The 23491-nt window shown below is 64.6% G+C and carries 27 protein-coding genes; 10 read left to right on the top strand and 17 right to left on the bottom strand.

Annotation, left to right across the window (positions count from 1 at the left end):
- Positions 1 to 5 precede the first annotated feature (5 nt).
- Positions 6 to 950, top strand: coding sequence for a methylated-DNA--[protein]-cysteine S-methyltransferase (locus C0V82_RS11380; RefSeq protein WP_102112447.1), 945 nt, complete (start codon positions 6 to 8; stop codon positions 948 to 950).
- 35 nt (positions 951 to 985) lie between these two features.
- On the opposite strand, the gene C0V82_RS11375 is transcribed toward C0V82_RS11380, so the two are convergent.
- Genes C0V82_RS11375 through C0V82_RS11365 form a run of 3 tightly spaced genes read right to left on the bottom strand, consistent with a single transcriptional unit; the run spans position 986 to position 2642 of the window.
- Positions 986 to 1660, bottom strand: a complete 675-nt coding sequence (locus tag C0V82_RS11375) for a MarC family protein (protein WP_245924073.1) — start codon at positions 1658 to 1660, stop codon at positions 986 to 988.
- 52 nt (positions 1661 to 1712) lie between these two features.
- Complete coding sequence (locus C0V82_RS11370) at positions 1713 to 2099, bottom strand: VOC family protein (RefSeq protein WP_102113382.1); 387 nt, start codon at positions 2097 to 2099, stop codon at positions 1713 to 1715.
- Between the two features lie 12 nt (positions 2100 to 2111).
- Positions 2112 to 2642: a cytochrome c gene (locus C0V82_RS11365; protein ID WP_245924072.1), complete on the bottom strand. Its 531-nt coding sequence runs from the start codon at positions 2640 to 2642 to the stop codon at positions 2112 to 2114.
- Positions 2643 to 2909: 267 nt separating this feature from the next.
- Between C0V82_RS11365 and C0V82_RS11360 the strand changes: the two genes are divergently transcribed.
- Positions 2910 to 3611, top strand: coding sequence for a CoA transferase subunit A (locus tag C0V82_RS11360; protein ID WP_102113380.1), 702 nt, complete (start codon positions 2910 to 2912; stop codon positions 3609 to 3611).
- 17 nt (positions 3612 to 3628) lie between these two features.
- Positions 3629 to 4300, top strand: a complete 672-nt coding sequence (locus C0V82_RS11355) for a CoA transferase subunit B (protein WP_102112446.1) — start codon at positions 3629 to 3631, stop codon at positions 4298 to 4300.
- Positions 4301 to 4379: 79 nt separating this feature from the next.
- Here the strand turns inward: C0V82_RS11355 and infA are convergent, their stop codons facing one another.
- On the bottom strand, positions 4380 to 4661 hold the full coding sequence (gene infA, locus C0V82_RS11350) for a translation initiation factor IF-1 (RefSeq protein ID WP_102112445.1): 282 nt from the start codon (positions 4659 to 4661) through the stop codon (positions 4380 to 4382).
- 78 nt (positions 4662 to 4739) lie between these two features.
- On the bottom strand, positions 4740 to 4949 hold the full coding sequence (locus C0V82_RS11345; RefSeq protein WP_102112444.1) for a cold-shock protein: 210 nt from the start codon (positions 4947 to 4949) through the stop codon (positions 4740 to 4742).
- A 268-nt stretch (positions 4950 to 5217) separates the two neighbouring features.
- Here C0V82_RS11345 and C0V82_RS11340 point away from each other — a divergent pair, with 268 nt between their 5' ends.
- Complete coding sequence (locus tag C0V82_RS11340; RefSeq protein WP_158659872.1) at positions 5218 to 6939, top strand: acyl-CoA dehydrogenase family protein; 1722 nt, start codon at positions 5218 to 5220, stop codon at positions 6937 to 6939.
- A gap of 349 nt (positions 6940 to 7288) precedes the next feature.
- Here the strand turns inward: C0V82_RS11340 and C0V82_RS26860 are convergent, their stop codons facing one another.
- On the bottom strand, positions 7289 to 7627 hold the full coding sequence (locus tag C0V82_RS26860) for a hypothetical protein (RefSeq protein WP_158659871.1): 339 nt from the start codon (positions 7625 to 7627) through the stop codon (positions 7289 to 7291).
- Between the two features lie 193 nt (positions 7628 to 7820).
- Positions 7821 to 8480 (bottom strand): S24 family peptidase, encoded by a 660-nt coding sequence (locus C0V82_RS11335; protein WP_054170476.1) that lies wholly within the window; start codon positions 8478 to 8480, stop codon positions 7821 to 7823.
- A gap of 125 nt (positions 8481 to 8605) precedes the next feature.
- Between C0V82_RS11335 and C0V82_RS11330 the strand changes: the two genes are divergently transcribed.
- Genes C0V82_RS11330 through C0V82_RS11310 form a run of 5 tightly spaced genes read left to right on the top strand, consistent with a single transcriptional unit; the run spans position 8606 to position 12135 of the window.
- Positions 8606 to 8998, top strand: a complete 393-nt coding sequence (locus C0V82_RS11330) for a hypothetical protein (RefSeq protein WP_245924071.1) — start codon at positions 8606 to 8608, stop codon at positions 8996 to 8998.
- A complete protein-coding gene (locus tag C0V82_RS27470) occupies positions 8995 to 9651 on the top strand; it encodes a hypothetical protein (RefSeq protein ID WP_245924070.1) in 657 nt (218 codons plus the stop codon). Before C0V82_RS11330 ends, C0V82_RS27470 begins: the two co-directional genes overlap by 4 nt.
- Positions 9652 to 9654: 3 nt before the next feature.
- Positions 9655 to 11157 carry a portal protein gene (locus C0V82_RS11320; RefSeq protein WP_102112442.1) on the top strand — a complete coding sequence of 501 codons (1503 nt, stop codon included), beginning with the start codon at positions 9655 to 9657 and terminating at the stop codon, positions 11155 to 11157.
- Entirely contained in the window at positions 11150 to 11410 is a 261-nt protein-coding gene (locus tag C0V82_RS11315) for a Bbp19 family protein (protein WP_102112441.1), read from the top strand. Before C0V82_RS11320 ends, C0V82_RS11315 begins: the two co-directional genes overlap by 8 nt.
- Positions 11411 to 11433: 23 nt before the next feature.
- Entirely contained in the window at positions 11434 to 12135 is a 702-nt protein-coding gene (locus C0V82_RS11310) for a capsid assembly protein (protein ID WP_102112440.1), read from the top strand.
- On the opposite strand, the gene C0V82_RS11305 is transcribed toward C0V82_RS11310, so the two are convergent.
- Positions 12132 to 12551, bottom strand: a complete 420-nt coding sequence (locus C0V82_RS11305; RefSeq protein WP_102112439.1) for a VOC family protein — start codon at positions 12549 to 12551, stop codon at positions 12132 to 12134. The two genes, C0V82_RS11310 and C0V82_RS11305, sit on opposite strands and share 4 nt — an antisense overlap.
- 171 nt (positions 12552 to 12722) lie before the next feature.
- On the opposite strand from C0V82_RS11305, the gene C0V82_RS11300 reads away from it, so the two are divergent.
- Positions 12723 to 14120 (top strand): NAD(P)H-dependent flavin oxidoreductase, encoded by a 1398-nt coding sequence (locus C0V82_RS11300; protein WP_199772400.1) that lies wholly within the window; start codon positions 12723 to 12725, stop codon positions 14118 to 14120.
- Positions 14121 to 14170: 50 nt separating this feature from the next.
- On the opposite strand, the gene C0V82_RS11295 is transcribed toward C0V82_RS11300, so the two are convergent.
- From C0V82_RS11295 to C0V82_RS11255, 9 genes are all read right to left on the bottom strand, one after another.
- Positions 14171 to 15871, bottom strand: a complete 1701-nt coding sequence (locus C0V82_RS11295) for an ABC transporter permease (RefSeq protein ID WP_102112438.1) — start codon at positions 15869 to 15871, stop codon at positions 14171 to 14173.
- 138 nt (positions 15872 to 16009) lie between these two features.
- Positions 16010 to 16870 carry a penicillin-insensitive murein endopeptidase gene (gene mepA, locus C0V82_RS11290; protein ID WP_102112437.1) on the bottom strand — a complete coding sequence of 287 codons (861 nt, stop codon included), beginning with the start codon at positions 16868 to 16870 and terminating at the stop codon, positions 16010 to 16012.
- Positions 16858 to 17526 (bottom strand): peptidoglycan L,D-endopeptidase MepK, encoded by a 669-nt coding sequence (gene mepK / locus C0V82_RS11285; RefSeq protein ID WP_102112436.1) that lies wholly within the window; start codon positions 17524 to 17526, stop codon positions 16858 to 16860. Before mepK ends, mepA begins: the two co-directional genes overlap by 13 nt.
- Positions 17527 to 17720: 194 nt before the next feature.
- Positions 17721 to 19427 carry a L,D-transpeptidase family protein gene (locus tag C0V82_RS11280; RefSeq protein WP_158659870.1) on the bottom strand — a complete coding sequence of 569 codons (1707 nt, stop codon included), beginning with the start codon at positions 19425 to 19427 and terminating at the stop codon, positions 17721 to 17723.
- 126 nt (positions 19428 to 19553) lie between these two features.
- Positions 19554 to 20426 carry a 3-hydroxybutyryl-CoA dehydrogenase gene (locus C0V82_RS11275; protein WP_102112434.1) on the bottom strand — a complete coding sequence of 291 codons (873 nt, stop codon included), beginning with the start codon at positions 20424 to 20426 and terminating at the stop codon, positions 19554 to 19556.
- Positions 20427 to 20561: 135 nt separating this feature from the next.
- Positions 20562 to 21500 carry an electron transfer flavoprotein subunit alpha/FixB family protein gene (locus C0V82_RS11270; RefSeq protein ID WP_102112433.1) on the bottom strand — a complete coding sequence of 313 codons (939 nt, stop codon included), beginning with the start codon at positions 21498 to 21500 and terminating at the stop codon, positions 20562 to 20564.
- 28 nt (positions 21501 to 21528) lie between these two features.
- Positions 21529 to 22278, bottom strand: coding sequence for an electron transfer flavoprotein subunit beta/FixA family protein (locus C0V82_RS11265; RefSeq protein WP_102112432.1), 750 nt, complete (start codon positions 22276 to 22278; stop codon positions 21529 to 21531).
- Positions 22279 to 22583: 305 nt separating this feature from the next.
- Positions 22584 to 23186 (bottom strand): cob(I)yrinic acid a,c-diamide adenosyltransferase, encoded by a 603-nt coding sequence (locus C0V82_RS11260; protein ID WP_102112431.1) that lies wholly within the window; start codon positions 23184 to 23186, stop codon positions 22584 to 22586.
- Positions 23187 to 23212: 26 nt separating this feature from the next.
- Positions 23213 to 23392 carry a twin transmembrane helix small protein gene (locus tag C0V82_RS11255; RefSeq protein WP_245924069.1) on the bottom strand — a complete coding sequence of 60 codons (180 nt, stop codon included), beginning with the start codon at positions 23390 to 23392 and terminating at the stop codon, positions 23213 to 23215.
- Between the last annotated feature and the right edge of the window lie 99 nt (positions 23393 to 23491).

Genomic DNA, 23491 nt, shown 5'->3' with positions numbered 1-23491 from the left:
CGATCATGCTGACCGCCACGCATCCCGCCGTCACCCCCTTGCGCGCCCTGACCGCCATGGATAACCCGACCGCCCCCAGCCCCGATGATCCCCGCGACCCGGTGCTGGCCGATGGTGGGGCGCGGCTGGTGGCGGGTGCGTTGCACCGGCTGGCGCGGGACTGGCAGGAACCGCCCTCGCTGGAGGAACTGGCGGCCGACGCCGGGCTGACACAATGGCATTTCCAGCGCCTGTTCAAGCGCTGGGCCGGGATCAGCCCGAAACGTTTTGCCCAGTTCGCCACGCTGGGCCATGCCCGTGCCCTGCTGCGGGGCGATGGTGGCAATGATCTGCTGGGGGCCAGCCTGGATCTGGGCCTGTCCGGCCCGTCGCGCCTGCATGACCTGTTCGTGGTGGCCGAAGGGGTAACGCCCGGTGAGTACAAGGCCGCCGGCAAGGGTATGGTCATCCGCTGGGCGGTACATCAGACCGCACTGGGTGCCGCCTTGCTGGCCGCGACCGACCGTGGGGTCTGCTGGTTCGGCTTTATCGGGGCCGATGGCGACCCGGCGGGGCAGATGGCGGAGTTGCAGCGCGACTGGCCGATGGCGACCTTTGTGGAAGACCCGGAGCCGACGCGGGCGGCGGCGGCGTCCCTGGACCCCGTATCATCGGGGCAGGGGCCCGTGACGCTGCACCTGAAAGGCACCAACTTCCAGATGCGGGTCTGGCGCGCCTTGCTGGACATTCCCTATGGCGGGGTCACTACCTATGCCGGCATCGCCGACCGGATCGGCCAACCCAGTGCCGCGCGTGCCGTGGGCAACGCCGTGGGCGCCAATAAGGTTGCCTGGCTGATCCCCTGCCACCGCGTCATCAGGGGGACGGGCGTGCTGGACAATTACCGCTGGGGCCCCGTGCAGAAACGCACGCTTCTGGCCTGGGAAGGGGCGCGGCTGGCGGGGGAGTGATGGGCAATCAGACCACCGGCGTTTGAAGAGGGGTATCAATGCCCCAAAATGCCGCTTTCGATGACGCCATCGATGATGAACTGACAGGCCAAAGCCGTTAGCAGGATGCCCAGCACGCGGTTGATCACGTTGATGCCGGTGACACCCAGAAGCTTTGACACCTCGCCCGCGAAGATCAGCACGAACAGGGTGGCCAGCAGCACGCCCGACAACACCGCCAGGACGGTCGCCTGCATCATCAGGTCGCCATCGGCACGGCCCATCAGCAGCACGACCGAGGTCATGGCGCCCGGCCCCGCGATCAGCGGGATGGCGAGCGGGAAGACGGAGATGTCTTCCTTGTGCGTCGCCTCTTCCTTTTCCTCTGCCGTGGCGGTGCGCAGGCCGCTTTCGCGGGCAAACACCATGTCGATGGCCACCAGCAGCAGCAGGATGCCGCCGGCGATGCGGAAGGCCCCGACACCGATCCCCAGCGAGGTCAGCAGCAATTCGCCGATGAAGGCAAAGCCGAACAGCAGGCCCGTGCCGATCAGCACGCCCTTCACGGCGGTGCGGCGGCGGTGGCGCGCATCCATGCCCGCCGTCAGCCCCGCAAACATGGGGCCAAGGCCGATGGGATCGATGGTCACGAAAAAGGCGATGAAAGTGGAAAGGACCAGGTCGGTCATCACGGCCACCGGGCAGGAACAGAGGATGTCGGGAATGGACATGCTCTACCCCAACCCGTGGTTACTGTAAAATGCCGGGCTGGCAGGGCTGCCTTTACACCGTGATCTCGATCAGGTTGCCGTCCGGGTCCCTCACCACTGCCTCGTAATAGCCGTCGCCGGTCCAGCGCGGGCCGCTATCCAGCAGGCCCTGGGCGGACAGGCGGGTGGCGAGGTCGTTGACCGCTGCCTCTGAGCCCAGCGACAGGGCGATATGGGCCCAGCCATAGCGTTCCCAGCCCTGCTCCCCCTCTCCTGACAGCCAGGGCGCGCTCATCAGTTCGATGACGGCCCCTTCCTTCAGCCGCAGGAAGCGGGAGGTGAAGCCCGGCCGGCGGCGGCTTTCGTAAAGATCGCCCACATCAGCCTCGAAATATGTGGCCCAGAAGGATGCAGCCGCATCCAGATCAGCGGTCCACAGGGCGACATGGGCGATCTTCACCAAGGCTCTCCGTTATTTGCCCGGCATGGTCAGGGCGAAATAGGGCAGGGTCGGCTTCTCCGTGGGGCCGAAGGGACCGGGCACAGCGCCCGATACCGGCGTCAGCGACCGCAGATAGGCGATGATGGCGCCGGCATCGGCGTCGGTCATCCGGCTATACCCCATATATGGCATTACGGGGGCCAGTTGCCGCCCGTCCGGGCGGACACCGGTGCGCAGGGCCTTCACAATTTCCGCATCGGTCCAGGCCCCCAGGCCGGTATCGCGGTCAGGCGTCAGGTTGGGGCCGACAAAGGTGCCCAGCCCCGGCACCTGCCAGCCGACATCACTGCCGCCCAGCAGACGCGCCGTATCGGGACGTCCCGCCATGGCACCCGCCGTGTGGCAGTCGCCACAGCCCAGGATGCCGACCAGATAGGCGCCGCGCGCCACCTTGTCCGGGTTTGGCCGGTCCTGCGCCTGGACGGCGCCGGTGGCAGACAAGAGGATGCAGGAAAGCAGGACGGGGCGCAGGGCCCGCCCGATCGTAGAAGACATGGACATGATCTGACCTTGAGAATCCTTGGAAGATACGGGCCCGCCCCCAGGCCCCTGAACAACCCATCGCGGTGATCATGCCGTGACCGGTGACTACACGCCACAGGTGTAACATTCGTAACATGGTGGCCGATTTGTCGCCTGTCGGACATATCAAATATGAAAATTGAATCATGTTTCATCTTATGTGGGATGGCGCATTGACACCCATGCTGCACCGCCGTACACCTCAAGAGAAAAGCCCACATAATGGAGGAGGCCGCGGGCACGCTCATGAGCAAGAAAGTCTATACCGACGCCGTATCGGCCCTGGCGGGGCTGCTGCGCGATGACATGACCGTGATGGCCGGCGGGTTCGGCCTCTGCGGCATTCCCGAAAATCTGATCGCGGCGATCAAGCTGTCGGGCGTGAAGGGCCTGACGGTCATCTCCAACAATGCGGGCGTGGATGGCTTCGGCCTGGGCCAGTTGTTGGAGACCAAGCAGATCAAGAAGATGATCAGCTCCTATGTGGGTGAGAACAAGCTGTTCGCGCAGCAGTTCCTGTCCGGCGAGCTGGAGCTTGAGTTCAACCCGCAGGGCACCCTGGCCGAGCGTATCCGCGCCGGCGGTGCGGGCATCCCCGCCTTCTTCACCAAGACAGGCGTGGGCACGCTGGTGGCGGAAGGCAAGGAACTGCGCGAGTTCGACGGCGAGACCTTTGTCATGGAACGGGGCCTGCGCGCCGATTTGGCCATCGTCAAGGCCTGGAAGGGCGATACGGAAGGCAACCTGATCTATCGCAAGACGGCCCGGAACTTTAATCCGATGATGGCCATGGCAGGCAAGGTCACGGTGGCCGAGGTGGAGCAACTGGTGAATGTCGGCACGATCGATCCCGATCATGTCCATACGCCGGGCATTTTCGTGCAGCGCATCATTGAGGGCGTGCATGAAAAACGCATCGAACAGCGTACCACCCGCAAGCGTGATTAAGGGCGAGGGGAACAAAAATGGCTTGGACCCGTGAGGAAATGGCCGCCCGCGCCGCCAAGGAGTTGCGCGACGGTTTTTATGTGAATCTGGGCATCGGCATCCCGACCCTGGTGGCGAACTTCATCCCGGACGGGATGCATGTCACCTTGCAGTCGGAAAATGGCATGCTGGGCATGGGCCCCTTCCCGTTTGAAGGGGAAGAGGATGCCGACCTGATCAATGCCGGCAAGCAGACCATCACCGAGCTGCCCTATAGCAGCTATTTCAGCAGCGCCGACAGCTTTGCCATGATCCGTGGCGGGCATATCGACCTGTCGGTGCTGGGCGCCATGCAGGTGGCCGCCAATGGCGATCTGGCCAACTGGATGATCCCCGGCAAGATGGTCAAGGGCATGGGCGGGGCCATGGACCTCGTCGCTGGCGTTAAGAAGGTCGTGGTAGTGATGGAGCATTGCGCCGTCGACAAGAAGACGGGCGCCATTGAGCCGAAGCTGCTGAAGGCCTGCACCCTGCCGCTGACCGGCACACGCGTTGTCGATCTGGTGGTGACCGACCTGGGCGTGTTCCAGGTCGACAAGCACGGCACCGGCCCCCTGACCCTGATCGAACTGGCCCCCGGCGTGACGGTCGAGGAGATCAAGTCGAAGACGGAAGCGGTGTTCGAGGTGGCGGAAGGGCTGGCGGCGTAAGCATCCAGGCTTTCGGGACATGAAAAGGGGCGGCACCGGTATCAACCGGTCCGCCCTTTTTTACGTCAGCCTGTCAGCCTCAGCGCCGGAACGGCGGGCCACCCGGACGACGGGGCGGGCCACCGGCACCGGCGGGGCGCTCGTCCTTGTGGCGATAGGTGATGCGGCCCTTGGTCAGGTCATAGGGCGTCATTTCCACGGTGACGCGGTCACCGGCCAGGGAGCGGATGCGGCTTTTGCGCATGCGACCGGCGGTATAGGCGATGATCTCGTGGCCGTTCTCCAGCTTCACGCGGAAGCGGCCATCGGGCAGCGCTTCGGCGATGATGCCGTCGAATTCAATGAATTCTTCTTTTGTCATGCTTTACCCCTGAAACAGAAAGGGCGGCGGCATGTGACCATGCCGCCGCCCCTTCAAAGCCGTTTACTGAACGTGGATTTAGGCCACGCGCAGGTTTTCAGCCGCCGTCTTGCCCTTGCGCGGATCGCGCACGGCGTCGAAGGTGACCTTCTGGCCTTCGTTCAGGCTGGACAGGCCAGCGCGCTCAACGGCGGAGATGTGCACGAAAACGTCGGCCGAGCCATCCTCGGGCTGGATGAAGCCAAAGCCCTTGGTGCCATTGAACCACTTGACGGTACCGGTAGTCATAAAAACCTCCTGGGATCGTTCCCGTTCGGAGCTGCCCGGCGCGAGAGTGCGGCACGGGCATCAAAGTCACGACAGGGAAGAACCAGCGGTAGCCGGAAGATAGCCCAGTAGCAAAGTCGACTAGACTAAGGTGGGCGCTTATCCGCCCCATAACAAGGACTATCGTCTGCCGGTACACACATGGCTGTCGCGCGTGGTCCCGTCCGGCCCCTTTCACACGCCTGACCTTTCCGTCATGCTGGCCCCCAAAGCCAGGGAGGACGCGGGCATGAGTGACGCCGCCGACTATCCGCGCACGGCGCGCGGCACCAATTTTTTTGAGACGGACACCAACCTGATCCGCCTTCTGGAACGCCGGGCGCCGCATGTGCTGGAGGCGCATGAGGGGCGGTTGTCGGAATTCGGGGCCTGGGCGGGCGACGCGCTGGACCGACAGGCCGAGTATACGGACAGGTTCGCGCCGCCGCGTCTGGACCCCTATGATGTCGATGGCAACCGCACAGGCCGCGTCGTCTTCAACCAAGATTATCTGGCCTGTCATGCCGAGGCGTACCGGCGCGGGGCGGTAGGCCTGGCCTATCAGCCAGAGGGGCAGGGGCCGACGGGCGCGCCCAGCCATGCCGCCTGTTTCACCATGGGCTATATGCTGTCGCAGGCCGATATCTCCATCCATTGCCCCGTCACCATGACGGGGGCGGTGGCGCATGTGCTGGACATGTTGGCCCCCGCCGCCGTGCGCGGGCGCTACCTGCCCGAGATGATCCGCATGGACGGCAAGGCGCTGTCGGGCGGCACCTGGGCCACCGAGCTGCATGGTGGGTCGGATGTGGGGGCGACCACGACGCGGGCCGAACAGCGCCATGATGGCCATCGCCTGCACGGGCTGAAATGGTTCACCAGCAATGCCGGGGCGGGTCTGGCCATGGCGACGGCAAGGCCGGACGGCGCGGAGCCGGGGGGCAAGGGCCTGGGCTGCTACCTTGTCCCCTCTCATCTGGAGGATGGCACGCCCAACCATCAGCGCGCCCGGCGGCTGAAGGAAAAGGCGGGGACGCGCGGGCTGGCGACCGCGGAACTGGACCTGAATGGCTGTTTCGCCGTGGAGCTGGCGCCGCCGCCGGATGGGTTGAGAGTGATGATGGCGGCGCTGGAATATAGCCGCATCCATAATGCCGTGGGATCGGCGGGTCTGCTGCGCCGCGCGTTTTTGGAAAGTGCGGGATGGGCCACGCACCGGGTCGCCTTTGGCAAGCCCATCCGCAAATACCCGATGGTGCAGGACCAGCTGCTGGACATGCAGATGGAGCTGGAGGCGTCGACGGCGCTGGCCTTCGAGTCGGTGCTGGCCTTCGATGCGCAGCTGGCTGACCCGGACATGGGCGGCGACTGGCTGCGACTGGCCACCGCGCTGGCTAAATACCGCACCGCCGAACAGGCCGTCACCGGTTGTCGGCAGGCGGTGGAGATGGTCGGCGGCAATGGTTATACTGACGAAATGGCGACCAGCCGCTTCTACCGCGACTGTCTGGTCGTGTCGGTCTGGGAAGGGCCGGCCAATATCCAGGCGCTCGAACTGCTGCGGCTGGTGACGGGCAAGCGGCCGGGGGACCAGATGTTCCTGGCCCGGGTCGGCACCATCCTGTCCGACCTGCCCACGCGGCTGCAGGAACCGGCGGTCGATGATGTGTCGGCCATTCTGGAAGGCGCGCTGGAGGAATGCCGGGCCGCCCTGTCCTTCCTGCGCCGTAACCCGGAACAGGGGCCGCGCCATGGACGGCGCCTCCTGACCCTGATGGCCGATACGTTGGCGGCGGCGCTATTGTGCGAGGAGGCGGTGGCGGAACTGAAATGGGGCGACCGGCGCAAATGGCTGGTGGCCAGCCGTTTCGTGCTGAAGGTTCTGGGCAAGGCCGACCCGATTACCGCCGATATCGACCCGGCCAATGCCGCTTTTGACGCGGTTCTGGCCTATGAGCCGGTGGAGTGGTGAGAAGGTAGGGGCTGTTGAGCTTTACCTAGCCGTGAGCCTAGCCGCCCCCTGAGAAGGCGGTGTTCTCAGTTTCAGATGAACCTTAATGTCGATGGAAAGCTTGAAGGTCTCGCTGCGGTGTTGCTGCAACCAGAATGCACGCTAATCCGGTTGATCGTGGGGGCGTATAGCCCACCGCTTGGGCCATCGAGCGGAATGATCAATGGGTTGCTTCGGGCGGGGTTGTCTCCAGTGCCAACCGGACGGTGTCGGTATACCGGCGACGCCATTTCGACACCGTGTTCGCCATGGCTCCAAGGCGCTCTGAATTGTCTGATGCTGCCGCTTTACCCATTATCGTCTCTTAAGATCACCCGCTTGATCTTAGGAATTTCGCGGTCAGGACACGAGCCACCGCGCCGTCCCGCGCGGTGCGCAAAGCGGCCGTCAGACGGCGCAGCCAGGGATCGTCGAGAGCCTGTGCTGCCGGTAATTGCCGGCGCCGCCGGGCCAGCGCCAGCCGTGCCGCGGCACATTGCACAAGAAGCCGGTCACTCCGCGCCTGTTCTGCCCAGGAACATAGGATATCATCCCCACCCGCCAAAGCCGACAACCGCGCCCGCCGCGGTGGCCGTCCATCATAGCGAGCCTGCAACACTGCCAGATCATCTTCCACTTCAGGGGGGTGAACATCATCTGGCAGGGACATGGACGCGACTCCGGCAGGAAAAAGCAACCAGAGACAGGCTATGGCAGCCTGATATCCGCCGTCAATGCTTTTATTCCTAGGACAGAAGAGTCGCAAATTCTGACTCTGTCCCTGTGCCTGCGACTCGAGTCGCCAGGACGGGAAACGAATCGGATGGACCACAAGGGTTAGGGGGTCAAAAAGCAGCCGCCTACTACTGGCTGGCCCACATGATGCGGGCAATCCAGGACACATCTGCCATGGCCAGCGACCGGTCGGGATGCGCACGGTTGAGCGAGACCAGCTCCAGTCGGTTGGCCGTCTGGCGGGCCAGTTGCTTGGCCATCACCTCACCATCCCTGGTGCGGACCACAACCCGGTCCCCTCGGCGGACGGACGCGGCGGGCGAGATGATGATGATGTCGCCGTCACGATAGACGGGTTCCATACTGTCGCCCGACACTTCCAGCGCGTAGGCATGGTCGTCGGTAACATGCGGAAATTCCAGCTCGTCCCAGCCATTGCCGGCGGGATAGCCAGCATCGTCGAAATAGCCGTCATTGCCCGCCTGGGCATAGCCGATGACCGGCACACGGCGCAGGGAGGCCGCAGCGGCCGCCGAGGGCGCGTCGCCGGAACCCGTTCCCTCCCCCGTCAGGCCCACGAAGTCGGTGAAGCTGCTGGCCGTCGCTTCCAGCACCTTGGCGATGCTTTCCGTAGAAGGCCAGCGCAGCTTGCCATCCGGCGTCATGCGCTTGGACTTGTTGAAGGTGGTCGGGTCCAAACCGCCGCGCTTGGCAAGTCCGGAAGCGGAGAGGCCATGTCGCTGCGCCAGCCGATCAATGGCCCGCCATATATCTGCATGCTTGAGCATGGGAGTCTTATCCCAGAAACCAGCAACCCTGTCCCTAGGATAATTTTCACTTATCCCTTGACATAGGAATTATAGCGTGTCGTTTTAAGGGAAATATTCCTTTATGATTCTGGAAGGTTCCCGACATGACGGCACAGCCCCTTTCCCGCAGCCCCGGCCCGCGCCCCCGTGCCATCCGGAACCTTCCGCCCCCGCCCACCACCCCATTCGACAGCGCGGAGGAGGCATGGTTCTGGTTCATCATGGCCAATGAGGCCCGACAAGCCGGTGCCCGCATCCGGGCTGGCCAGGGGCTGGTGAACCGCCCGTGCGAGCCGCTGGACATCCTACGCACGCTGGATCAGCTCTACCGCAAGCGCCGGCTGCTACGTGATCACCTGCTGGTCCTGGCCCATTATGGCCGCCGGCAATTCGCGCCCGATCCGGAATGCCGGCGGGAAATGCGCGATCACACAATCTGGTGCGAGGCCTTTGCTGTCCTGGCCCCGGTCCTGCACGAGAAGGGCATCGTGACATGAAGGGGCCAGCCCTGCTGGTTTTCTGTCATGAGACGGAGATTGCCTGGCTGCGCGGGCTGAAACCCGGCTTCCGGCATGTGTTCGTGGCACTGCCGGCCCCCGGCGGCTGGATCACCATCGATCCGCTGTCGACCCTGCTGGAGGTGGAATACCACCCGCTGCCGCCCGACACCGATCTGGCCGCCTGGTTCCGCACGCGCGGCCACCGCGTACTGGAAAGCCCGCTTCATCCGCCCCTGCCCACGCAATGGCCGTTCACGCCGCTGACCTGCGTGTCGGTGGCCAAGCGCATCCTGGGCATCTGCGCCCCGCTGATCCTGACGCCCTGGCAACTCTACTGCCATCTGGGCGGCGATCCCCCCATTCCCCGGAACATCAGGAAGGAGCCATCGATCTTGGCCCGTCTCGTCTCCACCCCCAAACCGCGCGCCGTCGCGGTCGCGGCCCCAGCCACGCCGGCGGTAACCGCCCCGACCGCCACCACGCCTGCCGCCGTCGCCACCCCGGCCAATACCGCCACCGGCCCCACAGCGGGTGAGCAGAGTTTGCTGCGCCGCGCCACGGGCCGGGCGGGCACGGTCCTGACCGGCTGGCGCGGGGTGCTGGCCCCCGGTGCGCTGGCGCCTGCCCGCAAAACCCTACTGGGGGAATGATCCATGGACAGTCCCCTGCCCCATACCGCCGACCGCCCGACATCCGATCCGCAGGCCGCCTTTCTTCTGGACCGTTACGCCCGTGCCGCCGCGCGGCGGGCTAGCTGGGAACCGCTATGGCGGGAATGTTATGAACATGCCCTGCCCCAGCATGCGGCCTTTGACAGCGGGGCCACCGCTGGCACCCGGCGCGGCGACCGCCTCTATGATGCCACCGCCGCCGATGCCGTAGATCAGCTGGCGGCCTCATTGCTGGCGCAGTTGACGCCGCCCTGGTCGCGCTGGGTGGGGCTGATGCCCGGCCCGGTGTTGGAGACCGACCTGGCCGACGCCCTGGCGCCAATGCTGCTGGAAGCGTCGGAGGCGTTCCACGCTCAGATCGACCGCTCCAACTTCGCCGTGGAGGTGCATCAGGCCTTTCTGGATGTGGTGACGGGTGGAACCGGCTGCCTGCTGGTGGAGGAATCAACGCCCGGTGCCCCATCCGCCCTGCGCTTCACCGCCGTCCCCCTGTCCGATCTGGTGTTGGAGGAGGGGGAGGAGGGACGGCTGGACCAGCTTTACCGCCGCCAGCGCCTGACCCTGGCTGAACTGGCGGCCCGCGTGCCCGTGGACCGCATCCCCGACACGGTCAAGCGTGATGGTGCCGCCGACCCCGCCCGCCGCTTTCCTATCATTGAGGCCGTGACGGCCGACGGGGCCGGCTGGCACTGGCGCATCGTACTGGAGGAAGGTGAGCCGGTGCTGCTGGCCGATGGCCGCTTTACCGAGATGCCCTTCATCGCCTTTCGCTGGCTGAAGGCACCGGGCGAAACCTATGGCCGCAGCCCCGTGATGAAGGCCCTGCCCGACATCAAGACCGCCAACAAGGTGGTCGAACTCGTCCTGAAAAACGCCTCCATCGCCGTCACCGGCATCTGGCAGGCGGATGATGACGGGGTGTTGAACCCCGGCGCCATCCGGCTGGTGCCCGGTACCATCATTCCCAAGGCCGTGGGGTCGGCGGGGCTGACGCCGCTGGCCAGCCCGGGGCGATTCGATGTCAGTCAGCTGGTGCTGGATGATCTGCGCGCCCGCATCCGCCATGCCTTGCTGGCCGACCGGCTGGCCCCCGTTGCGGGGCCGCGCATGACGGCGACAGAGGTGCTGGAGCGGGGGGCGGAGGTGGCGCGGCTGCTGGGCGCCACCTTCGGGCGGCTGCAATCGGAACTGCTGGTGCCGCTGGTGCGGCGCTGCTTATCGATCCTGCGGCGTCGGGGTCTGGTGCCCGATATCGCCGCCGATGGTCGGCAGGTGCAGATTCGCATCCTGTCGCCCCTGGCCCGTGCCCAGGCGCAGCGCGATGCGGAGGCGACGCTGCGCTGGCTGGAAACCGTATCCAGCCTGGGACCGGACGCCCTGTCCGTCGTCGATCTACCGGCCTGCGCCCGGTTCCTGGCCGATGCGGCGGGCGTACCGCCGGTCCTGATCCGGTCGCTGCCGGCGGTGGAGGCAACGAATGGCTGAACCCGGCTGGCCCTGGGCAGGCATTGATCCTGATCCCGCCCCGCAGGCGGAGGACCGATTAGCCGCGGCCTGTGCCCGGTTATTCGCCACCGCCGACGGGCATCTGCTGCTGTCGCATCTAACCCGCATCACCCTGACCACCAGCCCCGGTCCCGATGTGACGGAGGCGCGGCTGCGCCATCTGGAGGGGCAGCGGGCTCTTGTCCTCACGCTTCGCCATCTCGCCTGTCGCGGCGGGTTGGCCATGACCTGACCTCATTGTTAAAGGAACCCATCATGGACGTTACCCAGATCACCGAAACCCCGGTCCGTCCCGACCATGTGCCCGTGAAGTTCTGGGACCCGGACGCGGGCACCATCCGCGTCGATGCCCTGTTGAAATCCTATCAGGAGCTGGAACGCAAGCTTTCCACCCCGCCCGACCCGGCGGCGGAAAAGGCCAAGGCCCTATCGCTGCTGGGCGTGCCGGCCAGCGCGGATGAGTACTGCATACGCTGCGACCATGGCCTGTTCGGCCCCGATACAGAGATCAATGCCCGCCTGCATGGCGCCGGTTACACGCCCGAACAGGCACAGCTTCTCTATGATCTGGCCGCTGAGAAACTCGTGCCCCTCTTGCAGGAGATGGCGGAGGGTTATCAGGCCGAGGCAGAGCTGGAAAAGCTGATCGGCCATTTCGGGGGCGAGGAGAAGTGGCGCGACCTGTCGGGCCAGATGCTGGCCTGGGGACAGCGCAACCTGCCGGCCCCGCTTCTGTCGGCCCTGTCGGGCACAGCAGATGGGGTGATGGCGCTGCACCGGCTGATGGCCGATGGCGGTGGCGAACCCAAGGTGCTGCGCCCCGGTGCTGGTGAGGGCGATGGCGAGGGGATGGGCGACCTGAACCGCATGATCGCCGACCCCCGCTACTGGCGCGACCGCGACCCCGGTTTCATCGCCAAGGTGACCGAAGGCTTCCGCCGAACCTATGGAAGTTAGTCAAGCTTCCACGGATCATACGTTCCGAGGTGCCAGAGATGGCCTTCCGGGTCGCGCAGAGTAAAAGCGCGCGACCCGTAGGGCGTGTCAATGATCCCGCCTTCCAGCGCCTTCTCCCCCGCCGCCACGGCGCGGGCATAGGCGGCGTCGATATCGGTGAGGATGAAGCAGTTCAGCGCCGCACCCGACCCATCGGCACCGGGGGCCCGGAACCCGTACATGTCTTCCCGGTCGCTGCCCAGCATCACCATGCCCCGGCCCAGCACCAGTTGGGCATGGGTGATGCCCCCATCCTCACCCGGCACGACAAGCTGTTCGGTAAAGCCCAGAACCCGGCCCAGCCAGGCAATGGCGGCAGGCGCATCGCGATAGCGCAGACACGGGGTAACCTGACCGTTCCGGTCGTTGTCAGTCATGGGCCTGGCTCCAACGTTACCGACGTCACCTTACGTTAGGTAAACATAATGTGACGGTGAGGGCCACCCCCCCTCTTTCGCTTCGATATCTTTTCCTATATGCACCCCTGGTGAACCCGCGCCTGTGATGGCAGCGGGACTGGTACCGGTTGGTCTTTCGGAGGAAGTACGGTGAAGGCGCTGAAGCCCCTGTTCATGTCCGGCAAGGAAGTGCTGCCCCTGGTTGAAGGTGGGAAAGGCATCGCCGTATCGAATGGGCAAAGTGCGGGCGCCTGGGCGGCGGCCGGCGGTATCGGCACCTTTTCCGGCGTCAATGCCGACAGCTACGACGAGAATGGCAACCCGGTTGAACAGGTCTATCACACCCGTACGCGCCGCGAACGCCACCATGAACTGATCGCCTATGGCATCAAGGGCGGCATCACCCAGGCCCGCATCGCCCATGAAGTGTCGAACGGCAATGGCCGTCTGCATGTGAATGTGCTGTGGGAAATGGGTGGAGCCGAGGAGATTTTGGAAGGCATCCTGGAAGGGGCCAAGGGCCTGGTCCATGGCGTGACCTGCGGTGCCGGCATGCCCTACCGCGTGGCGGAAATCGCCGTGCGCCATGGCGTGCATTACTATCCCATCGTCAGCTCGGCCCGCGCCTTCCGCGCCCTGTGGCTGCGCGCCTATAACAAGTTCCCCAGCAATCTTGGCGGCGTGGTCTATGAGGACCCGTGGCTGGCCGGTGGCCATAATGGCCTGTCGAACAGCGAAGACCCGCAGAAGCCGGAAGATCCCTATCCCCGCGTCGCGGCCCTGCGCCAGATGATGAACAGTTTCGGCCTGACCCAGACGCCCATCGTCATGGCCGGCGGCGTCTGGTGGCTGGAGGAATGGGATCACTGGCTGGACAATCCCGAAATCGGCCCGATCGCATTCCAGTTCGGGACCCGCCCGCTGCTGACCAAGGAAAGCCCGATTTCGGACGCCTGGAAGCAGAAGCTTCTCACCCTGAAGGCGGGCGACGTCTATCTGAACAAGTTCTCGCCGACGGGCTTTTACTCATCCGCTGTGCGCAACCCGTTCCTGGAGGATCTGCGCCTGCGGTCCGAACGGCAGGTGGCGTTCGCGACGGAGCCGGTGGGCGAGCTGACAGAAGAATTCGCCATTGGCCCGCGTGGCCGCCCCGTCTATTTGACCGCCGCCGACAAGGCCCATGCCGAGGGTTGGGTGGCAGAGGGTTATACCCAGGCGCTGAAGACCCCGGACACGACGCTGGTCTTCGTGACGCCCGACAGTGCGCGCGCCATCCTGAAGGATCAGGTGGATTGCATGGGCTGCCTATCGGCCTGCGCCTTCTCCAACTGGTCGCAGAATGAGGAAGGGACCACGGGCCGCCGCGCCGATCCGCGTTCCTTCTGCATCCAGAAGACCTTGCAGAACATCAGCCATTCAGAGGATTGCGAGCATCAGTTGATGTTCGCCGGCCATAATGCCTACCGCTTCGCCCAGGACCCCTGGTACGCTAACGGCTTTGTACCGACGGTCAAGGAACTGGTGGACCGTATCCTGACGGGCAAGTAAGAACAGCGCTTCTGCAAAGACCCCACCGCCCAGCGGTGGGGTTTTTTGTTTCAGCCCTCGCTACCCGGCCGGCTTTTCGCGATGGCGCGGGACAGCAGGATGACCGGGATGATGCCGACGGCCACGATAGCCAGCGCCGGCGTGCTGGCCTCCGCCAGCCGTTCGTCACTGGCCAGTGTATAGACGCGCACAGCCAGCGTGTCGAAATTGAAGGGCCGCACGATCATCGTGGCCGGCAATTCCTTCATGACATCCACAAAGACCAGCAGGGCCGCTGTCAGCAGGCTGCCACGCATGATGGGCGTATGGACCTTCAGCAGGGTCTTACCCGGCGTCTGACCCAGGATACGGGCCGCCTGATCCATGGTTGGTCGGATCTTGGACAGGCTGGCCTCCACTGTGTTGAAGGACACGGCCAGAAACCGCACCAGATAGGCATAGACGATGGCCACGATGGTGCCCGACAGGATCAAGCCGGTGGACAGGCCGAAATGGCCACGCATGAACCCGTCCAGGGCATTATCGACATGCGCGGCGGGGATCAGGATACCCACGGCGATGACGCTACCCGGCACGGCATAGCCCATGGCCGCCACCCGTGCCGCCCCCTTCAGCATCGGCGTTGGCCGCAGCCGCAGCCCATAGGCGACCAGGGCGGCCAGCGCAACCGCCAGGATCGAGGTGATACCAGCCAGCACGAAGGAATTGCCTGCCAGTTGCCGGAAACTGTCGGCAAACAGGCTGTCCCCCTCCGTCACGGCCATATGGGCCAGCAGGACCACCGGTACCACAAAGCCCAGCAGCAGCGGCAGCAGGCAGGCCGCCAGCGCCGCCCCTGCCCGCACACCCCCCAGCCGGTAGGATGGCAGCACGCGATAGCGGCCCGTGGAATGAAAATAGCGCGCCCGCCCCCGGCTGGTCCGTTCCATCACGACCAGCGCCATGACAAACAGCATCAGGACAGAGGCCAACTGTGCCGCTGCCACCGGTTCCCCCATGGCGAACCAGGTGCGGTAAATGCCGGTGGTAAAGGTATCGACGGCGAAATACTGCACCGTCCCGAAATCGGCCAGCACCTCCATCATCGACAGGGCCAAGCCGGCGGCGATGGCCGGCCGGGCCAGCGGCAGGGCCACGCGCGCAAAGCTGCGCCAGGCCCCTGCACCCAGCGTGCGCGCCACCTCCAGCACACAGACCGACTGTTCCAGGAAGGCCGCGCGGGCCAGCAGATAGACATAGGGGTAAAGGACAAAGGACAGGACCGCGATGGCCCCGCCCAGCGAGCGGATGTCGGGGAACCAGTAATCAGCCCGTCGCCAGCCAAACAGGTCGCGCAGCCCCGTCTGCACCGGCCCCACAAACTGCAACAGATCGGTATAGGTATAGGCCATCACATAGGCCGGCACCGCCATGGGCAGCAGCAGGGCCCATTCCAGCCAGCGCTGCCCCGGAAACCGGCACATGGTGACCAGCCACGCCGTGCCCACCCCGATGATGGAGACCCCCACCGCCACCCCACCGGCCAGCATCAGGGTGTTGGCGATATAGGTCCACAGAACCGTATTCGCCAAATGCGTCCACACCCCGTTGGAGGACACGAAGACCCGGCTGCCCACGATCATCACCGGCAGCGCTACAGCCAGCGCAATAGCCAGGACCACCAGGGTCCAGCCGCTGGGCAGGTAGCGGCGCCAGGCAGCAGCCGGGGCGGGCAGGGTCGGGACAGGATCGGTCAAGGCATGCTGGGTCATGTGCTCTTGTCCCACCCCTGCGAACCGCTCGCAATGCCTGACGATGCAGATGCGCCTTTCCGACGCGGCATTGCAGGGTGGCTTGTCAGGGGCAAAAACATGCAGTGGTGCGCTGGTACGGATCAGGCAACCGGCCCCTCAATCGGGTTCGGCATAGAGCGCCAGACAGGCGGCAGGCGGGGGCGGTGGGGGCTTTGGTGCCGCCGGTGGGCCCGTCACGGGGGGTGGTGGCTTGAACCAACTCAGCAATTCCTCACCACAGCCGTCACCCTCGGGCGGCGGTTCCTGCACCTCGCACTGGCTGGCCCCGGCGGGACAGGCCAAGCGTACATGCAGATGGGCGGCATGGCCGAACCAGGGGCGAACCTTTTGCAGCCATTCCTTGTCGCCCGTTTCCTGCTCACACAGGGCCAGCTTGATGGCCGGGTTTACGAAGATGCGGGTGACGTTGGGGGCGGCCGCCGCCAGCTTCACCAAGCGCGCCTGGGCCGGGCCGAAATTGCTGTTCACGCGCTGGGCCTTGGCATCCACCATGGTGGCGAAATCCTCCCGCTCGCGCGCGGGAAGGGGCAGACGACCCAAATCCAGGGCAAACCAGATATCGACATCCAGCCCCATCTGGTGGCTGGCATGGCCCGTCTTCATGCGCCCGCCGCGCGGCATGGACATGTCGCCAATGGACAGGATGCCCAGCCCCTCCCGCTCCACCTCCCCGGCCAGCGCCTTCAGATAGGCTATAAGCTCGGGATGGCCGTAGTTGCGGTGGCGGGACAGGTTCAGCACCTGATAGCCGTGAACATCGCCGGGCAGCGCCTCTGCCCCGCGCACGCAGCCATTCGCGTAACCACCGATGGGTTCGGGCGGCCCCTTGGCCGGGTTGCGCAGGGTTTCCGGGGCCGGTGCGTGGCTGTGCTGATGGGTGTCGGCGGCCAAGGCCGGTGGGGTGCCGAGCAGCAGGACCAGCAGGCCCGGAACGGTGGGACGCGTCAGACGCCCCATTGCCGCACGCGGCCCGTATCGACATGCACGAAGCCGGTTTTGCTGTAGATGCCCACGCCACCCATGCGCAGGTTCAGCGCCTCCTGACGGATGCGGCTCAACTGCCGGCCCGCCATGGTGATGTCGATGGCTTTACCTTCCATATGCAGGCTCTTGGTGGCCACCCCTTCCGACTTCGACGCCAGCATGGCGTTGGTCTTGGGGCAGCGATAGCCGGAGATCACCTGGAACGGCTCATCGGTGCGCAGGCGCTGACGCAGCTGGAACAGCAGGTCCAGCAGCTTGGGATCCATATTCCCCACCTCGCCCGTGCGCCAGTCGCGCAGCATGTGGTTCACATCCTTCAGCGCCGAGCGGTCGTAGGATCCGTTATTGTAATAGGTAACTTTCAGCTTCTCGCTGGTATGCAGCGAAACGAAGGAGAGCTGGCGGCGCGGTGCGGCGACGGAGGCGGCCTCGGCGGGATTGGTGATGATGGTGGGGGCGGCAATCGCCGCACCGGCACCCAGGAACAAGCCACCCAGCCCGCGCAGGAAGCCACGGCGGCCCGTCTCAACGCTGGTATCAAGGGCAGAACAGGGGACAGGGGCGGATTCAGGAGGGATGTCGGGCGTGATTCCAATGGTCAGGTCGGTCGTGTTCGGCCGTGCCACCATGCCCTAATCCCCCTTCAGCCCCGTCAGGCACCCCCCGCGTCCGTTGCGCCGGGGACACTCTCTTTCCTGATTTCGCCAAATGCCCCGCGCCATAAGCAGGACACAATTGCACTTCTGGCAGAACGGCATAGGTGGTGCAAGCAGAAATCCACCCTTCCGGCCTATTTCCTGTCTATCTCTTCCGTGATTGAGGCTCAGCGGTTGTTGCTGTCCGTGGCCTTGCCCGCCGCAGCCCCACCGGGGGCCAGCCTCGCCTCGGCCTCAACCGCATCCCATTTCACGCGCGATGCACGCATGGCCATGGCCAGCTTGCGGTCGCGGCCATAGATGTCTGACCGGAAATTCACCGTTCCATCATCGGCCACAAAAGACGTGACGTAGGAGATATGGATGGGGATGGGCTTTTTGAGGCGTACAACAGTACGCTGACCGCTGGCCAGCACCTCGTCCACACGGGCGCGCGGCCAGTCGGTGGTGCCGGTCAGGCGCAGGATGGTGTCGGCCACGTCGAACGGATGCTCCACCCGGATGCAGCCATGGCTGAAACTGCGGTTGGCGCGGTTGAACAGGTTCTTGGACGGCGTGTCGTGCAGATAAACGTCGAACTCGTTGGGGAACATCATCTTGATGCGGCCCAGACTGTTCTTGTCGCCGGGCACCTGACGCACACGATAGGGCAGGCGCGTCATATGGGCCCAGTCCAGGGTCTTGGGATCGACGGTCACCGCACTTTCCGACCAGTCGGACAGCAACTCATAGCCCTGCTTGGCCAGATAGGTGGGGTCCTTCTTGGCCTTCGGGAAAATCTCGTCCCGTACGATCTTGGCCGGTACATGCCAATAGGGATTGATCTCCAGATAGGACATCTTGCGGGAAAAGACGGGCGTGCGGGTTGACGTGGTCCCCACCACCACGCGTGCCTCATGCACCACATTGCCCTGATCAAAGATCGACAGGTGGAAGGCGGCCAGGTTCACCAGGATATAGGAAGGCCCCATATCAATGGGCATCCAGCGCCAGCGTTCCATATTCATGGCGATCTGGGCCACGCGCTGTTCGGCACTGATATTGAGGGCTAGCAGCGTCTGCTTGCCCAGCACCCCGTCAGGCTCCAGCCCATGCCGGCCCTGAAACTTCTTCAGGGCTTCGATGGTCGCGTCGTCAAACAGGGTCGGGTCTTCCGGTACCGGCGCATCCGCCGCCAACTCCCCCGTTACCTTCAACCGCGCGCGCAGGGCCGGCAGCCGTTCGTCATTGCCGCCGGGCTTCAGGGAGACATCGGTGACCGGCACAGGCTTCCACCCGCCCGCCGCCGCCAATTCGCGATACTGCTGCAACGCGCCTTTCAGACGCTGATACTCGGCCCGGCGCGGCGGCAGCTCGGCCAGCTCGACGCCAGGGTCGGCCAAGGTGGCCAGCCGGCTCAACAGGGTCAGGACATCGATCTCGCGCTTTTCGACATAAAGCTCGCTATCAATGCTCATGGGCGCCAGCCGGCCCGTGGCCAGATCGCGCCCATAATCCAGCGCACCATGCGAGAGCATGACCTCCAGTTCGGCCAGCGCATCCGGACTGTCGCCGCGTTCCAGCAGGGTGGCGATGCGGGCTACGCCATAGTCAGCAGGGTTCAACCCCTGCGACTGAGCCTTCTGCAGGGCCAGCAGCAGCAACCGGGCGCGGTCTGACGGCTTTCCCTGTTCGATCCAGGCCGGCGCATAATGCCGCTTCTCGTAGAACCGGCCCAGCGTCAGCAGGTCCTGGCTGTCGCGGTCGGTTTCCGGCGTGCCGATGCCGCTGGTCAGGCGGTGCTGCAGAGCGGTGGTAAAATCGGGGGCCGCCTTCGCGGCGGCGGACAGGGCCAGGAACCCGGTCAGAAGCCCCACATACAGGCTACGAAACACAACTGAACCCACCATCATCTCCGCAGCGCCACCCCGATAAGGTGCAGCGTAGCATCAGGTTCGGGGAATACGAACCCCTCCTTCAGGCAAGGCAAAGGAATGAAAAGGACTGCAAGGACGCGTCCCTCACCGCGTCGGGCGCGGGGTGGGACCGGAATAGTCGTAGAAACCGCGGCCGACCTTGCGGCCCAGCCAGCCTGCCTCGACATATTTCACCATCAGGGGGCAGGGGCGGTACTTGCTGTCGGCCAAGCCCTCATAGAGCACCTGCATGATCGACAGGCAGGTATCCAATCCGATGAAATCGGCCAGTTCCAGCGGGCCCATCGGGTGGTTGGCACCCAGCTTCATGGCTGTATCAATGGCCTCCACCCCGCCAACGCCCTCATACAGCGTATAGACCGCCTCATTGATCATGGGCAGCAGGATGCGGTTGACGATGAAGGCGGGGAAATCTTCGGCAATGGCCGCCGTCTTGCCGAGCCGGACGGTCAGGGCCTTGATAGCCTGGAACGTATGATCATCGGTGGCGATGCCCCGGATGATCTCCACCAATTGCATCACCGGCACCGGGTTCATGAAATGCATGCCGATGAATTTCTCCGGCCGGTCGGTTGCGGCGGCCAGACGGGTGATGGAGATGGAACTGGTATTGGTGGCCACCATGGCGGTGGGCGACAGGTTGGGGACCAGGGCCTTCAGGATCAGGCGCTTGACATCTTCCGACTCGGTCGCCGCCTCAATCACCAGATCGCTGTCCTTGAAGATGGACAGTTCGGTGGAGGTGCCGATCCGGGCCAGGGCCACGTCCTTTTCGGCGCCGCTCATCTTGCCTTTGGCGATCTGGCGATCATAATTCTTGGCGATACCGGCCACAGACTTGGACAGCTGTTCGGCATTGATGTCCGAGATCACCACCGACAGGCCCGCCGCCGCGCAGACCTGCGCGATGCCGCTGCCCATCTGACCCGCCCCGATAACGCCAACCTTCTCGATCATCGCTGTCCCCATTCAGGGTTGGAATTCCAACATACCCAGTCTTGCATGAAGGCACCGCCTTCGTCCCGGCGACATTTGTCGAATGCCGGGTTGGAAAAAACGCGCCGGGGATAGCCCCGGCGCGCCGTACTCATATCAACCCAGCGCCTCAGTCAGCTCCGGAACGATCTTGAACAGATCGCCGACGATGCCGTAATCGGCCACCTGGAACATGGGGGCCTCTTCGTCCTTGTTGATGGCGACGATGACCTTGCTGTCCTTCATGCCGGCCAGATGCTGGATGGCACCGCTGATGCCGACGGCGATGTACAGTTCCGGGGCCACGATCTTGCCGGTCTGGCCGACCTGATAATCGTTGGGCACGAAACCGGCATCCACCGCTGCACGGCTTGCACCCACCGCGGCACCCAGCTTGTCCGCCAGCTTGTCCAGCATCGGGAAATTGTCGCCCGACTGCATGCCGCGACCGCCCGAGACGATGACGCGGGCCGAGGTCAGTTCCGGGCGCTCCGACTTGGTCAGTTCCGCACTGACAAAGCTGGACAGCCCCGCCTCGCCCGTGGCGCTCAGCGTCTCGACCACACCGGCCCCACCGGTCTCGCCCGCCGCCTCAAACGCGGTACCGCGCACCGTGATCACCTTGATGGCGTCGCTGGACTTCACCGTCGCGATGGCATTGCCGGCATAGATCGGGCGTTCGAACGTGTCGGCATCGATGACGCCGCTGATCTCGCTGATCTGCTGCACATCCAGCAGGGCCGCCACGCGCGGGGCCAGGTTCTTGCCGAACGTGGTGGCGGTGAACAGCACATGGCTGTAGCCACCCGCCTTCACAGCGGCCACCACCAGCGGTGCGAAATTCTCAGCCAGCGGGTTGGCATATTCAGCGCCATCGGCGACCAATGCCTTGGCCACGCCGGCGGCAGAGGCGGCTTGCTTCGCAGCCTCGCCCACGCCCGAACCGGCGACCAGCACATGCGTCTCGCCGCCGATCTTAGTGGCGGCACCCAGCGTGGTCAGGGTCGGCTTCTTCACCGCACCCGTCGAGGGTTCGGCAACAACCAGAATGCTCATGTTGCGTATCCTTGGAATGCGTTGCGGATCAGATGACGCGCGCTTCGTCGCGCAGCTTGGCGACCAGCTCAGCGACCGACGCGACCTTGACGCCGCCCTTGCGCTTGGCCGGCTCCGTCACCTTCAGCGTGGTCAGGCGCGGGGTGATGTCCACGCCCAGCGCGTCCGGGGCCACCGTCTCGATCGGCTTCTTCTTCGCCTTCATGATGTTGGGCAGCGAGGCATAGCGCGGCTCGTTCAGGCGCAGGTCGGTGGTCACCACCGCCGGCAGCTTCAGCGAGACCGTCTCCAACCCGCCATCAATCTCGCGCGTCACAGCCACGGCGCCATCGCCCGGCACCACCTTGGACGCAAACGTGCCCTGGCCCCAGCCCAGCAAGGCGGCCAGCGCCTGGCCCGTCTGGTTGCTGTCATCATCAATGGCCTGCTTGCCCAGGATCACCAGATCCGGCGCTTCCTTGGCCACAACCGCCTTCAGCAGCTTGGCAACCGCCAGCGGCTGCACCTCGGCGTCGGTCTGTACCAGAACGCCGCGGTCGCCACCCATGGCCAGCGCGGTGCGGATCGTCTCCTGCGCCGCTGCCGGGCCGATCGACACGACCACGATCTCCGTCGCCTTGCCCGCTTCCTTCAACCGAACGGCTTCCTCAACCGCGATCTCGTCAAACGGGTTCATCGACATCTTAACATTCGCAAGCTCGACACCGCTCTCGTCGGGCTTAACGCGGATCTTGACGTTGTAGTCAACGACACGCTTAACGGCGACTAGGACTTTCATTGGCGATCCCCTCGCATGATAGCCGGCGGTGGATGGTCCCCGCCTGTTCACCCTGGCATTTAGCCATTCATTCGAACCTGGGCCTTAAGATTGGGCAATCAACGCCTGCCGTCCAGCCCCGTTAATCGCGGCGGACCTTAGGATTGCTGCACCGCACATGTCAATAGTGTGCGTCTGGTAAGGCCGAAACGAAATTTCGTTACCTTTGGTGCACCATTGACCGGCCAATTATCTTCCCTTTACGTAATGGGAAGATACCAGCCGCATGGCGGATTTCAAGGGGGTTTTGCGCAGGTTCACGGCATTCAGCCCGGCGTTTGCCCGCGCGTCAGGCCCGGCACCCACAGCACGTCGGCGGCACCCTTGTCATTGACCCAGCGGCCAAGAACAAACAGATGATCCGACAGGCGGTTGATATATTTCAGGGCTGGTGCCCCCACCGGTTCGGTCAGGGCCAGTTCAGTCATCTCCCGCTCTGCGCGGCGGGCCACGGTGCGGGCCTGATGCAGGTAGGCGGCGGCGGGGCGGCCACCGGGCAGGATGAAGCTGTTCAGCGGCGACAGCTCTTCGTTCATGCGGTCGATCTCGGCTTCCAGCCGATCAACCTGAACATCGACGATGCGGAGCGGCGGATAGGGCGGGTTCTCCATCTCCGGGGTGCAGAGATCGGCGCCCAGATCGAACAGATCATTCTGGATACGGCCCAGCATGGCATCGGCGTCGGCCAGGATCGGGTCATCCTTGGCCGCACCGGTATGCAAACGGGCCAGCCCCAGAATGGCGTTCGCCTCGTCCACGGTGCCATAGGCGGTGACGCGCAGCGCGTGTTTAGGCACGCGGGAACCATCGCCCAGCGATGTCTGTCCCTTGTCACCGCCACGGGTATAGATGCGGGTCAGGCGGACCATGGCACTACCTGCTGTCTGGGATGGGGTCAGGAGGCCATGAAGGCCAGGGCGAACAGAACGACAGCCGCCACCTGCAGCCGGATGCGCCACCACATCAGCTTGTTGCCATATTTGGCGTTGAATTCGCCGCCGCGCGCCATGGCGAAAAGCCCGATCACCAGCACAGCCAGCGTGGCGATCATGGCCAAGACCATGAGAAAGATCATAAAGCCGCTCATGTCCCACCATATAGCGCGGGATGGTCCCGTCGCCCAGGGGCAATCCGGAACTTCTATCATTGTTCCCTCAAACGCCGGGCGGGCGCG

The sequence above is a fragment of the Niveispirillum cyanobacteriorum genome (assembly GCF_002868735.1).
Lineage (GTDB): Bacteria > Pseudomonadota > Alphaproteobacteria > Azospirillales > Azospirillaceae > Niveispirillum > Niveispirillum cyanobacteriorum.
This window is presented reverse-complemented; position numbering and strand designations above follow the sequence as displayed.

Coding starts and splice junctions, on each gene's coding strand:
- C0V82_RS11380 (WP_102112447.1), top strand. CDS start 6: ATGCTGACCGCCACGCATCCCGCCGTCACCCCCTTGCGCGCCCTGACC.
- C0V82_RS11375 (WP_245924073.1), bottom strand. CDS start 1,660: ATGTCCATTCCCGACATCCTCTGTTCCTGCCCGGTGGCCGTGATGACC.
- C0V82_RS11365 (WP_245924072.1), bottom strand. CDS start 2,642: ATGTCCATGTCTTCTACGATCGGGCGGGCCCTGCGCCCCGTCCTGCTT.
- C0V82_RS11360 (WP_102113380.1), top strand. CDS start 2,910: ATGAGCAAGAAAGTCTATACCGACGCCGTATCGGCCCTGGCGGGGCTG.
- C0V82_RS11355 (WP_102112446.1), top strand. CDS start 3,629: ATGGCTTGGACCCGTGAGGAAATGGCCGCCCGCGCCGCCAAGGAGTTG.
- infA (WP_102112445.1), bottom strand. CDS start 4,661: ATGACAAAAGAAGAATTCATTGAATTCGACGGCATCATCGCCGAAGCG.
- C0V82_RS11345 (WP_102112444.1), bottom strand. CDS start 4,949: ATGACTACCGGTACCGTCAAGTGGTTCAATGGCACCAAGGGCTTTGGC.
- C0V82_RS11340 (WP_158659872.1), top strand. CDS start 5,218: ATGAGTGACGCCGCCGACTATCCGCGCACGGCGCGCGGCACCAATTTT.
- C0V82_RS26860 (WP_158659871.1), bottom strand. CDS start 7,627: ATGTCCCTGCCAGATGATGTTCACCCCCCTGAAGTGGAAGATGATCTG.
- C0V82_RS11335 (WP_054170476.1), bottom strand. CDS start 8,480: ATGCTCAAGCATGCAGATATATGGCGGGCCATTGATCGGCTGGCGCAG.
- C0V82_RS11330 (WP_245924071.1), top strand. CDS start 8,606: ATGACGGCACAGCCCCTTTCCCGCAGCCCCGGCCCGCGCCCCCGTGCC.
- C0V82_RS27470 (WP_245924070.1), top strand. CDS start 8,995: ATGAAGGGGCCAGCCCTGCTGGTTTTCTGTCATGAGACGGAGATTGCC.
- C0V82_RS11320 (WP_102112442.1), top strand. CDS start 9,655: ATGGACAGTCCCCTGCCCCATACCGCCGACCGCCCGACATCCGATCCG.
- C0V82_RS11315 (WP_102112441.1), top strand. CDS start 11,150: ATGGCTGAACCCGGCTGGCCCTGGGCAGGCATTGATCCTGATCCCGCC.
- C0V82_RS11310 (WP_102112440.1), top strand. CDS start 11,434: ATGGACGTTACCCAGATCACCGAAACCCCGGTCCGTCCCGACCATGTG.
- C0V82_RS11305 (WP_102112439.1), bottom strand. CDS start 12,551: ATGACTGACAACGACCGGAACGGTCAGGTTACCCCGTGTCTGCGCTAT.
- C0V82_RS11295 (WP_102112438.1), bottom strand. CDS start 15,871: ATGACCCAGCATGCCTTGACCGATCCTGTCCCGACCCTGCCCGCCCCG.
- mepA (WP_102112437.1), bottom strand. CDS start 16,870: ATGGGGCGTCTGACGCGTCCCACCGTTCCGGGCCTGCTGGTCCTGCTG.
- mepK (WP_102112436.1), bottom strand. CDS start 17,526: ATGGTGGCACGGCCGAACACGACCGACCTGACCATTGGAATCACGCCC.
- C0V82_RS11275 (WP_102112434.1), bottom strand. CDS start 20,426: ATGATCGAGAAGGTTGGCGTTATCGGGGCGGGTCAGATGGGCAGCGGC.
- C0V82_RS11270 (WP_102112433.1), bottom strand. CDS start 21,500: ATGAGCATTCTGGTTGTTGCCGAACCCTCGACGGGTGCGGTGAAGAAG.
- C0V82_RS11265 (WP_102112432.1), bottom strand. CDS start 22,278: ATGAAAGTCCTAGTCGCCGTTAAGCGTGTCGTTGACTACAACGTCAAG.
- C0V82_RS11260 (WP_102112431.1), bottom strand. CDS start 23,186: ATGGTCCGCCTGACCCGCATCTATACCCGTGGCGGTGACAAGGGACAG.
- C0V82_RS11255 (WP_245924069.1), bottom strand. CDS start 23,392: ATGATCTTTCTCATGGTCTTGGCCATGATCGCCACGCTGGCTGTGCTG.